16 protein-coding genes are annotated in these 18,145 nt (G+C 42.0%); 3 read left to right on the forward strand and 13 right to left on the reverse strand.

The annotated features are described in order from the left end of the window. Positions 1 to 105: 105 nt before the first annotated feature. From secA to surE, 5 genes are all read right to left on the reverse strand, one after another. Positions 106 to 2,895 carry a preprotein translocase subunit SecA gene (secA, locus tag NWP17_RS10490; RefSeq protein ID WP_280654854.1) on the reverse strand — a complete coding sequence of 930 codons (2,790 nt, stop codon included), beginning with the start codon at positions 2,893 to 2,895 and terminating at the stop codon, positions 106 to 108. Positions 2,896 to 3,303: 408 nt separating this feature from the next. Further along, positions 3,304 to 4,212, reverse strand: coding sequence for an AAA family ATPase (locus NWP17_RS10495; RefSeq protein ID WP_280654855.1), 909 nt, complete (start codon positions 4,210 to 4,212; stop codon positions 3,304 to 3,306). Positions 4,213 to 4,321: 109 nt separating this feature from the next. After that, the gene (locus tag NWP17_RS10500) at positions 4,322 to 5,350 is read right to left on the reverse strand and encodes a bifunctional riboflavin kinase/FAD synthetase (RefSeq protein ID WP_280654856.1); all 1,029 of its coding nucleotides are present in this window, start codon (positions 5,348 to 5,350) and stop codon (positions 4,322 to 4,324) included. Positions 5,351 to 5,610: 260 nt separating this feature from the next. Next, positions 5,611 to 6,507, reverse strand: coding sequence for an MBL fold metallo-hydrolase (locus tag NWP17_RS10505; RefSeq protein ID WP_280654857.1), 897 nt, complete (start codon positions 6,505 to 6,507; stop codon positions 5,611 to 5,613). A gap of 130 nt (positions 6,508 to 6,637) precedes the next feature. Further along, positions 6,638 to 7,435 carry a 5'/3'-nucleotidase SurE gene (gene surE, locus NWP17_RS10510; protein WP_280654858.1) on the reverse strand — a complete coding sequence of 266 codons (798 nt, stop codon included), beginning with the start codon at positions 7,433 to 7,435 and terminating at the stop codon, positions 6,638 to 6,640. A 178-nt stretch (positions 7,436 to 7,613) separates the two neighbouring features. Here surE and pheS point away from each other — a divergent pair, with 178 nt between their 5' ends. The 3 genes from pheS (at position 7,614) to NWP17_RS10525 (ending at position 10,566) form a co-directional block, all read left to right on the forward strand. Beyond that, positions 7,614 to 8,606 (forward strand): phenylalanine--tRNA ligase subunit alpha, encoded by a 993-nt coding sequence (gene pheS / locus NWP17_RS10515; protein WP_280654859.1) that lies wholly within the window; start codon positions 7,614 to 7,616, stop codon positions 8,604 to 8,606. A gap of 191 nt (positions 8,607 to 8,797) precedes the next feature. After that, positions 8,798 to 9,901, forward strand: coding sequence for a GmrSD restriction endonuclease domain-containing protein (locus tag NWP17_RS10520; protein WP_280654860.1), 1,104 nt, complete (start codon positions 8,798 to 8,800; stop codon positions 9,899 to 9,901). Then, positions 9,898 to 10,566, forward strand: a complete 669-nt coding sequence (locus NWP17_RS10525) for an MAE_28990/MAE_18760 family HEPN-like nuclease (protein WP_280654861.1) — start codon at positions 9,898 to 9,900, stop codon at positions 10,564 to 10,566. Before NWP17_RS10520 ends, NWP17_RS10525 begins: the two co-directional genes overlap by 4 nt. A 27-nt stretch (positions 10,567 to 10,593) precedes the next feature. On the opposite strand, the gene NWP17_RS10530 is transcribed toward NWP17_RS10525, so the two are convergent. From NWP17_RS10530 to NWP17_RS10565, 8 genes are all read right to left on the reverse strand, one after another. Continuing rightward, on the reverse strand, positions 10,594 to 12,048 hold the full coding sequence (locus NWP17_RS10530) for a RecQ family ATP-dependent DNA helicase (protein ID WP_280654862.1): 1,455 nt from the start codon (positions 12,046 to 12,048) through the stop codon (positions 10,594 to 10,596). 73 nt (positions 12,049 to 12,121) lie between these two features. Beyond that, positions 12,122 to 13,726, reverse strand: coding sequence for a 2-isopropylmalate synthase (locus NWP17_RS10535; RefSeq protein ID WP_280654863.1), 1,605 nt, complete (start codon positions 13,724 to 13,726; stop codon positions 12,122 to 12,124). 88 nt (positions 13,727 to 13,814) lie between these two features. Beyond that, positions 13,815 to 14,336, reverse strand: coding sequence for a LabA-like NYN domain-containing protein (locus NWP17_RS10540; protein WP_280654864.1), 522 nt, complete (start codon positions 14,334 to 14,336; stop codon positions 13,815 to 13,817). A gap of 419 nt (positions 14,337 to 14,755) precedes the next feature. Continuing rightward, positions 14,756 to 14,878, reverse strand: a complete 123-nt coding sequence (locus NWP17_RS10545) for a hypothetical protein (RefSeq protein WP_280654865.1) — start codon at positions 14,876 to 14,878, stop codon at positions 14,756 to 14,758. A 547-nt stretch (positions 14,879 to 15,425) separates the two neighbouring features. After that, entirely contained in the window at positions 15,426 to 16,070 is a 645-nt protein-coding gene (locus tag NWP17_RS10550; protein WP_280654871.1) for a glycoside hydrolase family 24 protein, read from the reverse strand. 489 nt (positions 16,071 to 16,559) lie between these two features. After that, complete coding sequence (locus tag NWP17_RS10555) at positions 16,560 to 17,219, reverse strand: NAD(P)H-binding protein (RefSeq protein WP_280654866.1); 660 nt, start codon at positions 17,217 to 17,219, stop codon at positions 16,560 to 16,562. 227 nt (positions 17,220 to 17,446) lie between these two features. Next, the gene (locus NWP17_RS10560) at positions 17,447 to 17,860 is read right to left on the reverse strand and encodes a secondary thiamine-phosphate synthase enzyme YjbQ (RefSeq protein ID WP_280654867.1); all 414 of its coding nucleotides are present in this window, start codon (positions 17,858 to 17,860) and stop codon (positions 17,447 to 17,449) included. 69 nt (positions 17,861 to 17,929) lie between these two features. Next, positions 17,930 to 18,145: transposase (locus NWP17_RS10565; RefSeq protein ID WP_280654868.1), on the reverse strand; the 216-nt coding region annotated here is incomplete at its 5' end.

Consider the following 18,145-nt stretch of genomic DNA (forward strand, 5'->3'; position numbering starts at 1 on the left):
ATGTCTAAAGCCATTAGCTCTGATCGCCGTTGATATTTCCGTCAATAGCTACAAAAAAGACGCAGAAAGAACTCTCTGCGCCTCTGTGTTTCTAAGTTGAAAAACTTAGACCATCTCAGAAGTTTGTACGGTAGGCTGAGGCTGAGGCTGGAACATAAACAGGGAGTAAACCACATCCCGGCGAATGTTAACCATCATATCCAAGAACAATTCATAACCCTCGCTCTTGTACTCAATCAATGGATCTTTTTGTCCATAACCACGTAAACCTACAGATTCCCGCAAAGCATCCATTTGTTGCAGGTGTTCCCGCCATAAAGTATCAATGCGCTGCAAAATAAAGAACCTTTCAGCTTGTCGCATCAGCCCCGGTTGAATTTTGTCAATTTGTGCTTCTTTGAGGTCATAGGCAATTCTTACCTGTTCGTGGAGAAAAGCTTTAATCTCGCTAACTGTCATATCTTCTAACTGGCTGGCTTCCATATCCGCCAGCAGATAGACAAATTCTTTAACTTTATCTACCAACTTTTCTAATTCCCACTCTTCGGAGGGTAAATCTGGGTTGATGTAGAAATCAACGATTTCATCCATCGTTTTTTCGGCGTATTTAATTACCTGTTCTTTCAAGTCCTGACCTTCCAACACTCGGCGACGTTCAGCATAGATGGCGCGACGCTGGTTATTCATTACCTCGTCGTACTCAAACACCTGTTTACGGATGTCGTAGTAGTAGGTTTCCACTTTTTTCTGTGCCCCTTCCAAGCTGCGGGTTAGCATCCCTGATTCAATGGGCATATCTTCCTCTACCTGGAAAGCACTCATTAACCCAGCAACGCGATCGCCTCCAAAAATTCGCAGCAAGTTATCCTCTAAACTGAGGAAAAACCGAGTTGAACCCGGGTCGCCTTGTCGGCCTGCTCGTCCCCGCAATTGGTTATCAATGCGCCGTGATTCGTGGCGTTCTGTACCAATTACGTGTAGACCCCCTAAGTCCACCACTTCATTATGTTCTCTTTCCGTGAACTGTTCGTATTCTTGCTTAATTCGGTTGTAAGCTTCCCGTAGTCTCTGAATTACAGAGTCCTTGGTGGGAGCTTTTTCTGCTGCTATGGCTACTTTGTCTTCTGCTTCTAGTTCCGGTAAGCTGCGTTCACCATACTCCCGCACAGCCACCTCCACAGCATCTTTGAGCAGCTTTTCAGTTTCTTGTGTTAATTGGGTGGGGAAAATTTCTGGTGATGCTCTCCAAGTTTTTACTTTTTTGCCCGGAACAAAACCCTGACCACCACCATGTCCGCTCGGCAAGCCGGCTGGTCTTTGCACGCCAAAAATATCTTCATCTTCTGGCATGACAATTCTGGGCATAAAGTATTCCCGCAGCTTTAGACGTGCCATATATTCAGAGTTACCCCCCAGGATAATATCTGTACCCCTACCAGCCATATTGGTGGCAATAGTCACAGCACCCCTGCGTCCTGCCTGGGCGACAATTTCCGCTTCTCGTTCCACGTTTTCTGGTCTGGCGTTGAGCAGTTCGTGGGGAATTTGCATTTCCTTGAGCAGTTGACTGAGATATTCTGATTTTTCTACACTGGTGGTTCCCACTAGAACAGGCCTGCCATTTTGGTGCATTTCAGCACATTCTCCCGCGATCGCCCGCCATTTACCAGGCTCAGTTTTAAACACCATATCCGGCAAGTCTTGGCGTTTTCTGGAGCGATTAGTGGGAATTACTGCCACTTCTAGTTTGTAGATTTTTTCAAATTCTGGTTCTTCAGTTTTTGCCGTTCCTGTCATCCCTCCCAGTTTGGGATATAGCAAGAACAGATTTTGATAGGTAATTGTGGCTAGAGTTTGGGTTTCTGGTTGAATCTCTACACGTTCTTTAGCTTCAATTGCCTGGTGTAGACCATCACTCCAACGCCGTCCGGGTAACACCCGTCCGGTAAATTCATCAACAATCACCACTTCCCCGTTACGGACAATGTAGTTAACATCCTTGAGGAAAAGTTCTTTAGCCTTAATGGCATTGAACATGAAATGCGCCCAAGGATCTTCCGGGTCAAATAAATCTGTCACACCCAAAAGATTTTCTGATTCTGCAAAGCCTTCATCAGTCAAAAGCACATTACGAGCCTTTTCATCTACCTCATAATGTTCCTCTTTTTGCAGTCTCAAGGCAATTTCCGCCGCTCGGAGATATTTCTCTGTAGGTCTTTCTACTTGCCCAGAAATAATTAATGGTGTCCGCGCCTCATCAACTAAAATCGAGTCTACCTCGTCAATCACACAATAGTTAAACGGGCGTTGTACCACATCATCCATGGAAGTTGCCATATTGTCCCGCAGGTAGTCAAAGCCTACCTCACTGTTAGTGACATAGGTGATATCGCATTCATAGTTTTTCTTGCGTTCCGTGGGAGTCATCCTTGACTGAATTAGCCCCACACTCAGACCCATAAAGCGGTGTACCTGTCCCATCCATTCAGCATCACGACGAGCTAAGTAATCGTTCACTGTGACTACGTGTACACCTTTACCAGTCAGAGCATTTAAATAACTCGGTAAGGTAGCAACTAGAGTTTTACCTTCTCCGGTTTTCATTTCTGCGATTTGTCCAGAGTGCAGGATCACGCCACCTAAAAGCTGGACATCAAAATGCCGCAACCCCAAGACTCGCCGTCCTGCTTCTCTGACCACGGCAAAAGCTTCTGGGAGAATATCATCCAGCGTTTCGCCTTTGGCCAGTCGCTGTTTAAATTCTCCTGTTTTGCCTTTTAACTCCTCATCAGAAAGGGCTTTAATGTCTTCTTCTAAGAGGTTAATTTCACTGATGTAAGGTTGGTATTTTTTTAGCTTACGAGCGTTGGGGTCGCCCAACAAAAGTTTTAGCATGGCAGATTATGGAACTAAATCAAGGGGTACGGACTTTAAAGTTTTTGTATTGATTATAAGAATTTAACCCTATCCAGCCATTGAGGTTGTGCATGGGTAGAAAATCACAATTAACTCAAAAACAGGAAAAACTAGATCCAATTTGGGTTTTATTTCTCAGTTTAAATCTCAATCTAATATAATAGTATCATTTTGCCCCCAACTGAGTCACATAATAACGACTATTGTAGAAACTTTGGCTTGGCGATGTTAAATTACGGGCTAATCCACAGTTTAACAGCGAAAATTGCCGATTTATCCGCACTTAGTCGGCGAAAACTATACTCCTCGCGCCGGGGTGACAACTCACACAGCTGCTGATTTTAACAGGACGGGGTAAATCAACCTTTCGCTCAGGGATATTTGTTTTTAAAGAATAGGAACTGATCTTAATAATCTTTCCATGATAGTTCTAGCATTGCGTCCTCCCCTGGGAATGAGACGATGGCAGAGAACGTGAGGGGCAATAAATTTGACATCATCGGGAATAGCATAATCACGCCCTAAGAGAAATGCTAGGGCTTGGGTGGCTTTTTGTAATGCCAGAGTACCGCGCGGACTGACACCCAAAGTGATGTCTTCATCCTGCCTGGTTGAGCGTACGAGTTCTAGAATGTATTGTTGTAAAGAAGTTTCTACTCTTACTTGAAAACAAATTTTACGCAGTTGAGCCACATCTGCCAGGGTCAGACAAGGTTGTAAATCAGTAACACTCACTCCTTGTTGCAGGTTTTGTAGCATCTCTAGTTCTTCTGTTGCTTCAGGATAGCCCAAACTCAATGACAACATAAACCGATCCATCTGGGCTTCTGGCAAGGGAAAAGTGCCTTGGTATTCTATGGGATTCTGGGTGGCAATGACAAAGAAGGGCTGAGGAACGGCACGAGAAACACCATCAACTGTGACTTGATGCTCTTCCATCACTTCCAGCAAAGCCGACTGGGTGCGGGCTGTGGCGCGGTTGATTTCATCGGCTAACAAGATGTTGGCAAATACTGGACCTGGTAGGAAGGTAAATTCACCGCTTTTGGGGTTCCAAATGTTAGTACCAGTAATATCTGTTGGTAGTAAATCGGGGGTACATTGTAACCGTTGAAACTTGCCATCTAGCGAACGGGCTAGAGATTTAGCCAGGAGGGTTTTGCCCACACCAGGGACATCTTCTAGTAGAGCATGACCACCCGCTAACAGGGCGACTAATACTAAGCGGATGGCTTCATTTTTGCCCACGATGGTTTGAGCCAGATTTTGGGTGAGGGTGTCAATTTTCTCTCTCATGCACTACAAAGAGGTTGGTAAAAGGGCAAGAAATTGGAGTGGAGAAATCAATTATGCTAGATTCTCCATTCCTTTACTATGTAGAGTATTCCCATTTAGCTATGAAAACTCAGCACTTAGGGCGCAAAACTTCTCTAGCAATGTCACAGTCAAGTTGAATTTGTGTTTTTAGGTGTTCTAGACAAGGAAATTTTTGTTCGGCTCGCAAAAATTCCACCAGCTGCACGGCTAGTTTTTTGCCATATAAATCACTGCACCAGTCGAATAGATGGACTTCTACAGATAATTTGCTACCATTGACAGTGGGGCGATTACCTATATTCATTACACCCAGGTTTTGATGTGGTGTGGTTACATCTGGTGTCTCGCTGACAATGGCAGCACGGACAGCATAAACACCATAGCGGGGAATGAATTTGTTTTGTGGTAGTTGCAGATTGGCGGTGGGAAAACCAATGGTTCTGCCCATTTTTTCACCTTGAACAACCGTACCAATGAGGGTATAAGGTCTTCCCAGTAATAGGTTAGCGTTTTTTACTTCGCCACTTTCTAAATAGTGACGGATCAGTGAGGTGCTAATGGGGGTCTCCTGGGTGGGAGCATGGTCTGTATAGGTTTGTAAGGAAACGATGGTAACGGGGATGTGGTATTTGGCGGCTAGTAATTGCAAGTCTTTGGCAGTACCACGACGCTGTTTGCCAAAACAAAAATCTTGCCCAACACTAATGCGCCGACATTGGAGTTGTTTGACCAAAATCTGCTCAACAAAATCTTGGGGAGATAAAGCAGATAGTTCTTTGTCAAAGGGTAGTAGTACCAGTTGTTCTACCCCTAGCGATCGCAATTGTTGGACTTTTTCATCCAGTGGTGTTAATAATGGCCGTGGTTGACCTGTAAAAAATTCCAGTGGATGGGGATTAAAGGTGACAACTGTCGAGTATGTCTGTTCTGGTGGTTGGGTTGGTTGGGTGGGAGAGGATGTTGGTGTATTCTCCTGCTCTTTTCTTCTTGTCTGCTCTAATGCTGGCGGCAAAATTGGTTGAATAACTTTGTGATGACCAAGATGCACACCATCAAATTTACCAAGAGCCACAGCAGTTGGCTTGAGAGTCAATTCTGTTGAAGAAGCAACCCACATAGAACGTCCATTTTTAGACAAATTTAGCACGTGGATTCTGGGATTTTAGGTTTATTTAGCCATCAGCCACAAGCTACCTGAGATTCAGCCGCCCAGAGTAAAAGCTCTCTCTGTTTCACCTACTTTGGTAAAATTTCGGTTGCAGAACCCACCGGGCTGATCTTCCACTGGTTGTGGGTTTCTCATCAGGTGAGCAATGGCGATAATAGCTCTTGATCACCAATCTAATCTAAAATCTACAATTGCTTCGACTACCAATTTCACCCAGATAAATTGTTGGTAGGAAAAGATTCTGATAATGGTATTGAGGTGGAAACTTGAAGAACCATTCCTTCTTTGGCCATGATTGCACCGCTAAATTCCTGAGATGCTTGTTTTCCTACACGATCTAAAAAATCGTCGTTGTGGTTAGGATCATGGTGATAAATCACCAGGTTTTTTACATTAGCGGCCTTGGCTACTCTTACCGCTTCTTGCCAGGTAGAATGTCCCCAGCCGATTTTGGGGGATTTTGGCGAATGGTATTCTTCATCGGTGTAAGTGGAATCGTAAATTAAAATATCGGCATTTTGGGACAGTTCCACAACATTATGATCCAATCTATCAGGAAAATGTTCTGTATCTGTTAAGTAAACAGCAGCACCACCCCCCCAATTAACTCGGTATCCCACCGATTCCCCTGGATGATTGAGCGCTGCTGTATCTATGATAATATCATCAATATGTAGGCTTTTTCCGGGTTTAACGTCGTGGAACTTCAGATTTGCCTGCATGATTTGTAGGGGTACTGGAAAATTGGGATGTAGCATCTGGTCATTAAGACGCTGTTCTATAGTGGAACCATCAGGGGCGATCGCACCATAAATATCAAATTTATTTCCCTGGACAAATCCTGGCACAAAGAAGGGAAATCCTTGGATGTGATCCCAGTGGGAGTGGGTGAAAAATAGATGACCTTCTATTGGCATTTGGGACAATAAAGATTGTCCTAGAACATGGAGTCCTGTACCACCATCAAAAATCAAGCGTTTACCCCCCACTTGCATCTCAACGCAGGGGGTGTTACCGCCATAACGAAGAGTGTGTGGGCCTGGACTGGGGATGCTGCCGCGAACGCCCCAAAATTTTACGGTAAATTGATTCTCTATCCTGGACATGAGTGTTGCTGGCTGGATTGAGCGGGCGATCATTTAAATCATAGTTGTTTTATTTAGTTTATGCTTTTTCAATCTATTTGGTTGAGGAGGATTACTTGGTCAATTAGCCTTTTTATGTATTTAAACCACCTCAAGGAAGGTGAAATTCCCATTGAGATAATTTATCCAATCCCGTGGCATAGGTGAGATTATATTGTAATGGTGTAATGCTGATGTATTTATTACGGATAACGTGTACATCAATAGGTACTGTTTCCGGTAAATTTAAACCTGATGGGGGTTCCACATCTTCTAAAACTTCTCCGGTTAACCAGTAGTATACTTTACCTCTAGGATCAACGCGCTTGTCAAAAACATCAATGTAACGCCGCACTCCTTGACGGGTAAAAGTCACCCCGGCAATTTCTTCCCACTTGACAGCAGGAACGTTCACATTCAGCAACATCAACTCTGGTAGGGGATTTATGGCTATTTTCTCCACCAGACTTTGAGCAAATTTAGCCGCAGGTTGAAAATCTTTGCTGGTGTGGCTGGTAAGACTGAAGGCTATACTGGGAATCCCCTCCATTACACCTTCCATGGCTGCCGAAACAGTGCCAGAATAAAGAATTTCTGTCCCCAGGTTTGCGCCTTGATTAATGCCAGATAACACTAAGTCAGGGGGGGATTTTAGCAAAGCCCACAGCGCCAGTTTTACGCAGTCTGAGGGGGTACCATCACAAGCCCAGGCATTAACCGCAGGATGAAAAACAGATTCGATCACTTCAGCGCGAATGGGGTGGTGCATGGTTAAACCATGTCCGGTTGCCGATCGCTCTCGGTCTGGACAAACTACTGTGACATCATGGCCTGCTTCTGCCAAGCAGTCGGCTAAGGTACGAACACCCAAGGCGGAAATCCCGTCATCATTACTAATAAGTAATTTCATTGAGCAGTGGTTATGGGTAATTTTTGATGAAATGAGTTAACTGTTAATATTAAGGTATTTTCAACCAACCCATAAACTCTGGTTGGGTTTTTTCCTTGGGCTGAAATTAAAGTGATTGGTTAGCAGTCCAAAGTCGTAGACTAATAAGCAATGATTCATGATCAATGACCAATAACCAATGACTACCAATTTAGAGGATCAACTTTTAGCACTCCGGCAGGAAGGAGAACAAGCGATCGCATCTGCCGATACCCTAGAACGTCTAGAAGAACTCAGAATTAGTTATCTGGGTAAAAAAGGGCAATTGGGGGCGTTATTGCGAAGTATGGGACAAATGAGTGCGGAGGAAAGACCGAAAATTGGGGCGATGGCCAACATAGTCAAGGAATCCCTACAAGAGAGTTTAGATAAACAACGTACTGCCCTAGAATCTGCCAAAATTCAGGCACAACTAAAGGCGGAAACTCTGGATGTGACTATGCCAGGCATCTACCGCCCTCAAGGTCGGATTCATCCCCTCAATGGTATTATTGACCGGGCGCTGGATATTTTTGTAGGACTGGGCTACACTGTAGCCGAGGGGCCAGAGATGGAAACAGATTATTATAATTTTGAAGCTCTCAATACTCCCCCTGATCATCCCGCCCGTGATATGCAGGACACCTTTTACCTGCCAGACGGCAATCTTCTCCGTACTCACACATCATCAGTACAAATTCGCTACATGGAAAAAGAGGAACCACCCATTAGGGTTGTTGCGCCGGGGCGAGTTTATCGGCGAGATAATGTAGATGCCACTCACTCGGCAGTTTTCCATCAGATTGAACTTTTAGCCGTAGATGAAGGTCTCACTTTTACAGACCTTAAAGGTACTGTTAAGGTATTTTTACAAAGTATATTTGGTGACTTACCTATTCGTTTCCGTGCTAGTTATTTCCCATTTACAGAACCTTCGGCTGAAGTGGACTTACAATGGAATGGGCGCTGGTTAGAGGTCATGGGCTGCGGTATGGTAGACCCCAATGTACTCAAGTCTGTAGGTTATGACCCAGAAATTTATACTGGCTTTGCTGCTGGTTTTGGTGTAGAACGTTTTGCCATGGTGTTACATCAAATCGACGATATCCGCCGCTTGTACGCTAGTGATTTACGCTTTTTACATCAGTTTTAATTTATTTTGGTTGGCAATAAGTGACCGATTGTCTCCGAACTCTAACTTGGAGATTCTACTGAAAAAGCCTGCTTATGCAGGCTTTCGAGATTATTGAGATTTTAGGCTGAATTTTAAGTTCAATAGCCAAAATCATTGGTCAGGTATTACTAAAAAAATCGCAATATTCAACAAAATTGGAGCATCACAATATGGGACTTCAGGAAGAAATCGACAAAATGAGGCAAGAAATTCGCGCTGATGGCTATTCCATGTCTATAGGAGAATGGATCAGTTTATATGAAAACTCAGAAATTGATATACATCCTGAGTTTCAAAGATTTTTTCGTTGGACTAATATTCAAAAAACTAGGTTAATTGAATCAATTTTATTAGGTATTCCCATTCCACCAATTTTTGTCTCTCAACGTGAAGATGGAGTTTGGGACGTAGTAGATGGTCTTCAAAGACTGTCTACAATATATGAACTTGTAGGAAAGCTGAAAAACGACAAACAAGAGTTATTACCTCCATTAACTCTTGAAAAAACTAAATATTTACCTGATTTAGAGGGTAAGAAATGGGATGACCCCGGTTCACAAAATTCTTTGACCACAAGTCAACGTCTTTTAATTAAAAGGGCTAAAATTGATGTGAATATTCTTTTAAAAGAAAGTGACGCAATAGCAAAATATGAGTTGTTTCAAAGATTAAATACAGGGGGTTCAGTAGCCACACCACAAGAAGTAAGAAACTGTATCTTAGTCATGTCTAATCGGGAAATGTTTCATTGGATGCAACAATTAAGCCAGAAGGAAATGTTTACAGAATGTATAGCTCTTAGTGACAGACCGATTGAACAACAATATGACATGGAGTTACTGCTCAGATTTTTAGTATTTCGCACTCTTGAAGAAACAGAAATGAGAAAAATTGGTAATGATTTAAGTGGTTTTTTAACGGATAAAATGATAGAAATGGCTGAAAATAAAAACTTCAATTATGATGAAGAAGAAACTGCATTTAATCAAACGTTTCATATTTTGTATGAACAAATGGGCAGTGATAGTTTTCGTAGATATTCTCCAGCTAAAGATAAATTCTTAGGTGGTTTCTTAGTATCTGCCTATGAAGTAATTGCTTTAGGAATTGGTTACAACTATAAAAATTTATCTAGCTCAAATATTGATGTAAGAGAGAAAGTAAAACAAATTTGGTTAAGTCCTGAATATACGAACTCGTCAGGATCTGGTACTACTGCACAGAGGAGAGTACCAAAATTAGTACCCTTTGGTCGTCAGATGTTCCAGTCATGAAAATACATAAAGAGGAGCAGCTCAGTGATAAGCTGGCAGAGGAACTTGCATGGCGAAAAATTGAGTTATCAGCATTGAAAGCTATGATTAATTTAAAGTCGTTATCTCCAGTAAAAAATAAGGCATTACTTCGTAGTGGAATCACGATGCTCTATGCTCATTGGGAGGGATTTATCAAAGTATCAGCCAATAGTTATTTAGAATTTGTTGCTATGCAGAATCTTTCTTATAAACAGCTTTCTAATAATTTTATAGCATTGTCCATGAAAGATAAATTAGATCAAGCAAATCAAACTAATAAGGCAACTATATATAATGAAATTGCAGAATTTTTTCTCACAAGAATGGGTGAACGTATTTCCATAAAATATCGAAATAGAATTACCACATCTAATTTATCCTCATCAGTTTTTAAAGATATAGTCTATATGCTTGGGTTAGATTACAGTTTTTATGAATCAAAAGAAACTATCATAGATAAAAAATTACTAGAAAAAAGAAATACCATAGCTCACGGAAATTATCTGGATATCAATGAACAAGAATACGATGAGTTGCATACACAAATAATCACAATAATGGATCATTTTCGGAATCAAATAGATAATTGTGCATCTACAAAACAATATTGTCGGCCAGGTCAATCTATGACCTCACCGGAATAATATAAATATTTGAGTAGATGAGGCTGACTAATGACTATTCTGGCAATTATCACAATGACCACAACGCCAGTTAGCAGCTTCTTGGTCAAAACCAAAGGCGTTTAACAAAAACTGCCAACGACATTTTTTAGTGGTTAAATATTGATACATTTGTTTACTACCTGGTAATTGTGTGATTGGCTTATTTTTTACCTCTGAATCAATGGTGTAATGAAAAGGATCAAGCCAATTTAATTGACCACTGGTGTGGAGTAATGCTAAAGCCACGGCGGCATCACGAAATTCACTGGTAACTGCATTGACATCTCCTTGTTTAGGTAATTGTTTCATCAATTGCTGGGCTGTGCGTTGTTGCTGTTGTACTTGTTGGTGAAAAAACTGCTGTCTTTGTTTATCCTCTGGATCTAACCAACCTGTTGGTTCACTGATTAAAGTTAATGCTTCTGCTGGTTTTCCATCTCGTCCAGCCCGGCCAATTTCTTGCACATATTCAGATATCAAGTGTGGTGCGTGATAGTGAACCACCCAGCGCACATCTGATTTATTTATCCCCATACCAAAAGCACAGGTACTAACCACAAAGGGAATTTGACCACTTAACCATCTATTTTCTATGTCCCTGCGTTCTGTAGCACCCAGTCCACCATGATAACTAGCTGTGGTGTAACTTTTTTCTGCTAACCATGCGGCTAAATCTTCGCTATTTTTTCTGGTGCGAACATAAATTAATCCCCATTGGTTGGGTCGATTGTGAATAAATTTTAATAATTGCTGTTTTCTGTGGCGTGGTGTCCAAGCTATGCGGACAGTGAGATGTAAATTAGGGCGGTAGGGATTTAAGCGAAAAATCTCTGGTTGTTGTAATTGTAAAACTTTTTCAATAATTTTTTGGGACGGGGGGTCAGCAGTGGCGGTAAAAGCAGCAATACTGATTTTTGTTCCTGGTGGTTTTAATTGCAGTAGTGCGGGTCTGACTGCACCTAATCTGCTATAAGCCGGGCGGAATGTATCCCCCCACTGCACTAAACAATGGGCTTCATCTAATATCAAACCATTAATTTTTAATTGTGGATGGGACAGCCTTTCCCAGACTGGGGGACTCAATAAGGTTTCTGGGGATAGGTATAGTAGTCTGAGTTGTTGTTTTTCTAGGGCTTGTAGTGTCCTGCGCCGTTGATGGGAGGGTAATTGACTATGCAACAGTGCGGCTTTTTGTTGGCGCTCAAGTAGTTCCTGGACTTGGTTTTCCATGAGTGCAACTAAGGGGGAAACTACTAAAGTTAATCCGGTTTGTAGCAGTGCGGGTAGTTGAAAACAAATTGATTTACCACTACCTGTGGGCATGATAATCAAGGCATCTTTTTTTGTTAATAAACTCCTGATTATTTCGCCTTGGGGGGGACGAAAATCATTATAACCCCAAATTTGTTGAAAAGCAGCCAGCACTGCCTGCCAAGATGTATTTACAGGTGGATTAAGCATAATTTTTATCAAAGCTTGGGCAAAAAAAAGGCGGGGAAAACCCACCACCATCATTAAACCAGATATTTTGTTGTTATACCTTATATGTTTTTAGCTCTTGTTGCTTGTCTTTGGTTTGCAAAGCTGCGTAGAGGCGATTCAGGGCATTAATATAAGCTTGGGCAGAAGCAACAATGATATCTGTGTTGGCTGCATGACCGGAAAATACTCTGGAGTCATGTCGTAAACGAATGGTGACTTCCCCTATGGCATCAATTCCGGCTGTGACTGACTGTACAGAAAACTCGATTAATTGGTTAGGTACATTGACTACACGGTTAATTGCTTTATAAACTGCGTCTACTGGTCCGGTACCGATGGCTGCATCAGTTAATTCTTCTCCCTCTGGGGTGCGGATGGTGACTGTAGCTGTGGGACGAGCATTACTACCGCAGGTAATTTGTACTAACTCCACTCGGAACAGGTCCGGGGCTTGTTGAATTTCATCGTTGACAATGGCTTCTAAATCCCGATCAGAAATTTCTTTCTTTTTGTCGGCTACTTCTTTGAATCTGACAAATGCTTTGTTTAATTCGGTTTCTGAGAGTTCAAAGCCTAATTGCACTAAACGTGTACGGAAGGCGTTTCTGCCGGAATGTTTGCCTAATACTATTTGATTGTCTGTCAGACCAATCAATTGAGCGTCCATGATTTCGTAGGTGAGCTTGTTTTTTAGCACTCCGTCTTGGTGAATACCGGACTCATGAGCAAAGGCGTTGGCTCCCACTATGGCTTTGTTGGGTTGTACTAACATTCCCGTTAAGTTAGAAACTAGCCGGGAGGTTTTATAAATTTGCCGGGTGTCTATGTTGGTCAGGGGTTCTTCTGAGTCTGCTGGTCTACCCAAGTAAGGGTTGAAATATTGTCGCCGCACGTGTAGAGCCATGACCAATTCTTCTAGTGAGGCGTTACCCGCTCGCTCACCAATGCCGTTGATGGTACATTCTAACTGTGTGGCACCATTTTTGATGGCTTCTAGGAAGTTGGCAACTGCTAGACCTAAATCGTTATGTCCGTGTACGGAAATAATGGCTTGGTCAATGTTGGGGACATGATCTTTAATGCCTTTAATCATTGCCCCAAATTCACTGGGGGTTAAGTATCCCACGGTGTCAGGAATGTTAATTGTTGTTGCTCCTGCTGCGATCGCCTGCTCTAATACTTGATAGAGAAATTCCGGGTCAGAACGGGCCGCGTCCATGGGTGAAAATTCCACATCTGTCATGAATGACTTGGCATAAGCCACCATTTCTGTGGCGATGGCTAACACTTCTGCCCTTGATTTCCGCAGTTGATATTCTAAATGAATATCTGAAGTGGAAATGAATGTGTGAATCCTGCCGTGGACTGCTGGTTTTAATGCTTCAGCTGCTGCTTCAATATCTGCCTTAATGGCTCGGGCTAAACTACAGATTACCGGACCTTCTTCTGTGCCCACTATTTGGGCAATTTTTCTGACAGCTTCAAAGTCTCCCGGACTGGCAAAGGCAAAACCCGCTTCGATGACATCCACACCTAACCGGGATAGTTGCTTGGCGATCGCTAGTTTTTCATCTATATTTAGTGTAGCTCCGGGGCATTGTTCTCCATCTCTGAGTGTGGTATCAAAAATGATAATTTTCCCTGGTTTCCTGGTCATGTTTCCTCCTGGTTGAGTTCTCACTGCCTAAAATATCTTGAACCTTAGTTTTTTTTACCTTTAAGATTGTAAATATTTGCTAAGATCACTAACCTTCTAGTTTTTCTATACTGTCTCTAATATCATTTAAGTCAATATATCTATCCGTAGCGTTACGTAATTCTCTGGCTATCATTCCTTCCGTTGATACTACTGTAATATGTGTGTTTTTTGAGCGTAATAGTTCTATCGCTCTTTCAAAATCGCCATCACCACTGAATAAAACTACTCGATCATACTGATCTACTGTATTAAACATATCTACCACAATTTCAATATCTAAATTAGCTTTTTGGGAATAGCGGCCAGAGGAATCATCATAATATTCTTTAAGAATTTTGGTTCTCACTGTATATCCTAAGCTAATTAAAGCATCTCTGAAACCTCGTTGATCCTGTGGGTCTTTTAACCCAGTATACCAGAAAGCATTAATTAAAGTTGTGTCTGGTTGCTCGTGTTTAAAATAGTCTAATACTCGTCTGGGGTCAAAAAACCAGCCATTTTTTTGTTGAGCATAGAACATATTGTTTCCGTCTACAAAAATAGACAGACGATTCATTGGGGAACCCATACAAAAATACACCTAACAAATAGAAAAGTAACTAGATTGGACAATAGATTATAGCAATTCTCAAATGATAAACTTGCTAAAGTTTCGATAACAGGGTTTTATGTATAGCTTTTATCTTACCTCTTATGTTTCCTAAAATTATTGAAAATATTGGACTTAAGATTTTGGCGCTTGAGCCTTTTTCTCTTGACCAGTTTCAGAAACACCCTGTGATTAAAATCTATCAATAAACTTGCCTGATTAACCTGATTAATGGCATATTTGGTGAGCAAACTGTCCAGTTTACTGCTAAAGAGGTAAGTCATAGGTCTTGGGCTACAATAGGCGCTAATCATCATCTATAGTGTTCTGCATCCATAAAAGTATCAATTTGATGGTTTTGGTGACAGATTGGTCAGTGACATGACAACAAATTCCTCTTAGACAGATTCTAGGAGGCTTACCCGTGCTTTGAGAAAATCAAATCTTACCGCCACTAACTGCTGAGGCGGCGTTTTTCCCGCTCCAGTTGGTAGCAGAATCACAGGTTTGATCTCACTCAAGGGATAAGTTGGGTAAGATTTGGGCTAAAACTCTAGCCAATGGAAATTTGTTCACCCATGTGTGGTCAAAAATATAAAAGAGATTACACCAGTATAATTTTATCATTTAAGTGTTATTTCAATGTATGTGTAGTAAAAACAGCCCACAAATAAATAAAGTAGTAGAACGTCAATTAATTATTAACACAATATGGCAGAACAACATACATCTACCTTAACCAAAAAAAAATACCTGTCTCCTGGGAAATCACCCCGGCTAAATCGACACAAGCCAGTCAGAGAGCCAAATAACAGTACGCTAATGGGGCTTTAAGGCTATTTGCTGACCGTCTCTGCTGGGCTTTAGCTTTAATTGGGGGCAAAACCCGGACCTGTCTACATTTGTTAACTGCGTGAATCGTAAGTACCTCCAGAAAATATAGTAACTTTGACAATTGATAATCAGGTTATATTAACCCCTAAACAGTAATATAGAACAAATCGGCAACCGGATGTATACTTCTCACCACTGAAATCTTGTTGGTTTAGTCTCATACCACTGGGTAGTTCATAGCTGGGGGGTGGTTACAGATGCAGGTCTAGCAGCTTTTAACTCCTCCTGCAACATTTTTGCATAAATGCTCGGCAAAGAACTACTAATAGAATTAGTTTCTATACCGTATCCCAAACTCGTCCAAGTGGGGGATAGTAGCCGCAAAACATCCTTAATTTTGCCTTTTTGCAAAAGTTGAGAAATGTCAGTTCCCCAGACTTTTGTATCTTTTAACCAACCGTAAACCACTATATCTTGATATTGAGCCTCAAAGCTATAACTAGACCAAAACATTAGTTTGGGGGGGTGGGGATGATAGCGAGGGGCGATTTCAAACCAAGTACGATTGATAATTTGATATCTCCCAGCAGCAGTGGAACAATTACCTTTATTTGGTCCTGTGACAATGGTGACACATATCTCCGGATGGCGGCGGAGGTCTTGGACTTGTTGACCACCATACAAAAGAGAATAAGGACGATTACCATTGGCTTCACTGGCGGAGATGGTTCGCATCAAAGCACGAATATAAGGATCACCCCCCTGCATGACTAAGGGCGGTTGTTGAACTGTAAATATAGGATCGCCGGGGTGCAAATCGCCATGTATATACCACTGCAACAAATAAACAAAGCCAAGCAGAGCGGCCACGGGGCCGATGAGATGTTCAACGCCTTTGAGTTTAAAACCTTTCAGTGTCAGACTCCTTGACCGAAATATCAACGGCGAGCAGAGCTACTGGCTTCAGACATGGGGGTTAGCCGTTAACGATTTAGCGATTTTAATCGCCTTCCCCATTCTTCAACTAATTCGCTTGCACTAATACCTCTAATTTTTGCTTATTCTCTGATATTCTACCATGCCCTAGGTGTTAAAACTACGGTTGTTTTTGTTTTAACTTCATCATGAAGTATTGGTATATTTTTTAATCTTTTTTGTCCTTTCATGGTTGCCATTCTTAGATATACTATGTATACTAAGCTGCAAAAGTAATTTTGAATCGTGCAAAGGCTACCGTCGGGTAGACGGGAAGTAACGCCAGTCGAGATGTTCCCTGTACTTCTATTGGACGTATGTCCGGCAAAAGCAAGGAACGTCAGTGAAGCTGGAATCCCCCGCCTAAAGCCGGGGGGAGTGTCAAACTCCCTTTTAAGCAACATTAGCAAATAGTTCTGCAAGGCTTTTGCCGGTGGCTTCTGGTTTAGCTATCACCTCCACCACTTTATTACGCGCCCCTAGCTCAAACAATGACTCAACGCAAACCTGAGCGACTTTTTGTCTAGGGATACTACCGTCAAATAATGTGTCAGCACCCTGCATAACGATGGTATCAGAGTTATTTTCGTTTTTTAACCCACCAGGGCGGACAATGGTATAAGTCAAACCGCTTTTTTGGATGTATTCTTCTGCTTGTTTTTTCCACAGCAAAATTAACCAAAACAGGTTTAAGGGATGGAATAACTGAGAAACACACAAAGACGATACTAAAACAAAATGCTCAATTCCTTTGGTTTTGGCAGCATCGACTAAGTTTTGAGTTCCTTCAAAATCCACTTTATAGGGGCCAGTGGGGTCAAAACTGGGTTTTGCACCAGTGGCACATAGTAAAACAGTACTATCTCCTAAAGCGTTGTTCAGGCTTTCTGGTTGTAAGACATCCCCCACCACCATCTCCACATCACTAGGTAAGATGCTTCTGGCTTTCTCTATGTCTCTGACTAATGCGCGGACGGGAATATTTCGCGCTCTTAGTTCTTGGACTATGCGGCGACCTGTTTCACCCGTAGCCCCGGCTACAAATGCTTTCATAGCGTGTTTTTAGAGTTGAATATTAGTTGAATATTAGTTTAATATCTAATTCTAATCCTAACTGCTAGGGCATGATGGGGCTAGTGGGGTAAAAATGGTGTTTGTTTTTACTTTTGTAGTCACTAGGGAACAGGGAATAAGTTTTGAGAAATCCTCAAAACCCTATTCCAGCACCTTTTAACTTAGAAAGTAGAATAATCCTAGATAGATCAAGCATTTAACAGAAATTAATCGGAAATGTGGACAACTAGTTCTCTAGTATGACTGCGCTGGCGATGTTCCCAAATATAAATCCCCTGCCAAGTTCCCAGTACTAAATGACCGCCATTGATGGGAATATGTTCAGATGTGTGAGTGAGTGCTGTACGGATGTGGGCTGGCATATCGTCCGCACCTTCAGCATTATGGATATATTGTCCTGATTCTGGCACCAGTTTGGCCATAAAGTTGGCTAGATCCACTAATACGTCTGGGTCTGCATTTTCTTGTATAACTAAGCTGGCGGAGGTGTGGCGCAAAAATAAGGTACAAAGGCCAGTTTCTACCCCCGATTCTGCCACTATGGCGGCAATTTTGGCGGTGATGTTTTGAAAGTTTTTGCCGGTGGTAGGTATTTTTAGTAGCTTTTGGTAGTGAGGCATTTTGATGTTGATGGACTATGGACGAATAATTTTCTAGTTAATCTCAGCTAACAAGCCCAATAAACCTTATCAAAAAAATGGGTTGAAAACCCCGTCGTAGAACGACGGCTTTTCTTGATTATGGATATATTTCTTCAGCACCTGAAGTGGCGCACCACCAACAGAAGACACAAAGTAACTAGGACTCCATAGAGCTTGCTTCCCATAGGGTTTAGGAAATCCACCTTGACCGTATCTAGGGCTAGACACACCTTTTAAAGCATTAACAATTTGAGATATTGAAAG

Source organism: Chrysosporum bergii ANA360D (genome assembly GCF_029891735.1).
GTDB classification, from domain to species: domain Bacteria; phylum Cyanobacteriota; class Cyanobacteriia; order Cyanobacteriales; family Nostocaceae; genus Umezakia; species Umezakia bergii.

Bases quoted from the DNA above. Each gene is read 5' to 3' on its own strand.
- NWP17_RS10535 (WP_280654863.1), bottom strand. From the start codon at position 13,726: ATGACCAGGAAACCAGGGAAAATTATCATTTTTGATACCACACTCAGA.
- NWP17_RS10560 (WP_280654867.1), bottom strand. From the start codon at position 17,860: ATGCCTCACTACCAAAAGCTACTAAAAATACCTACCACCGGCAAAAAC.
- NWP17_RS10525 (WP_280654861.1), top strand. From the start codon at position 9,898: ATGAAAATACATAAAGAGGAGCAGCTCAGTGATAAGCTGGCAGAGGAA.
- NWP17_RS10530 (WP_280654862.1), bottom strand. From the start codon at position 12,048: ATGCTTAATCCACCTGTAAATACATCTTGGCAGGCAGTGCTGGCTGCT.
- secA (WP_280654854.1), bottom strand. From the start codon at position 2,895: ATGCTAAAACTTTTGTTGGGCGACCCCAACGCTCGTAAGCTAAAAAAA.
- NWP17_RS10500 (WP_280654856.1), bottom strand. From the start codon at position 5,350: ATGTGGGTTGCTTCTTCAACAGAATTGACTCTCAAGCCAACTGCTGTG.
- NWP17_RS10495 (WP_280654855.1), bottom strand. From the start codon at position 4,212: ATGAGAGAGAAAATTGACACCCTCACCCAAAATCTGGCTCAAACCATC.
- NWP17_RS10540 (WP_280654864.1), bottom strand. From the start codon at position 14,336: ATGGGTTCCCCAATGAATCGTCTGTCTATTTTTGTAGACGGAAACAAT.
- pheS (WP_280654859.1), top strand. From the start codon at position 7,614: ATGACTACCAATTTAGAGGATCAACTTTTAGCACTCCGGCAGGAAGGA.
- NWP17_RS10505 (WP_280654857.1), bottom strand. From the start codon at position 6,507: ATGTCCAGGATAGAGAATCAATTTACCGTAAAATTTTGGGGCGTTCGC.
- surE (WP_280654858.1), bottom strand. From the start codon at position 7,435: ATGAAATTACTTATTAGTAATGATGACGGGATTTCCGCCTTGGGTGTT.
- NWP17_RS10520 (WP_280654860.1), top strand. From the start codon at position 8,798: ATGGGACTTCAGGAAGAAATCGACAAAATGAGGCAAGAAATTCGCGCT.
- NWP17_RS10555 (WP_280654866.1), bottom strand. From the start codon at position 17,219: ATGAAAGCATTTGTAGCCGGGGCTACGGGTGAAACAGGTCGCCGCATA.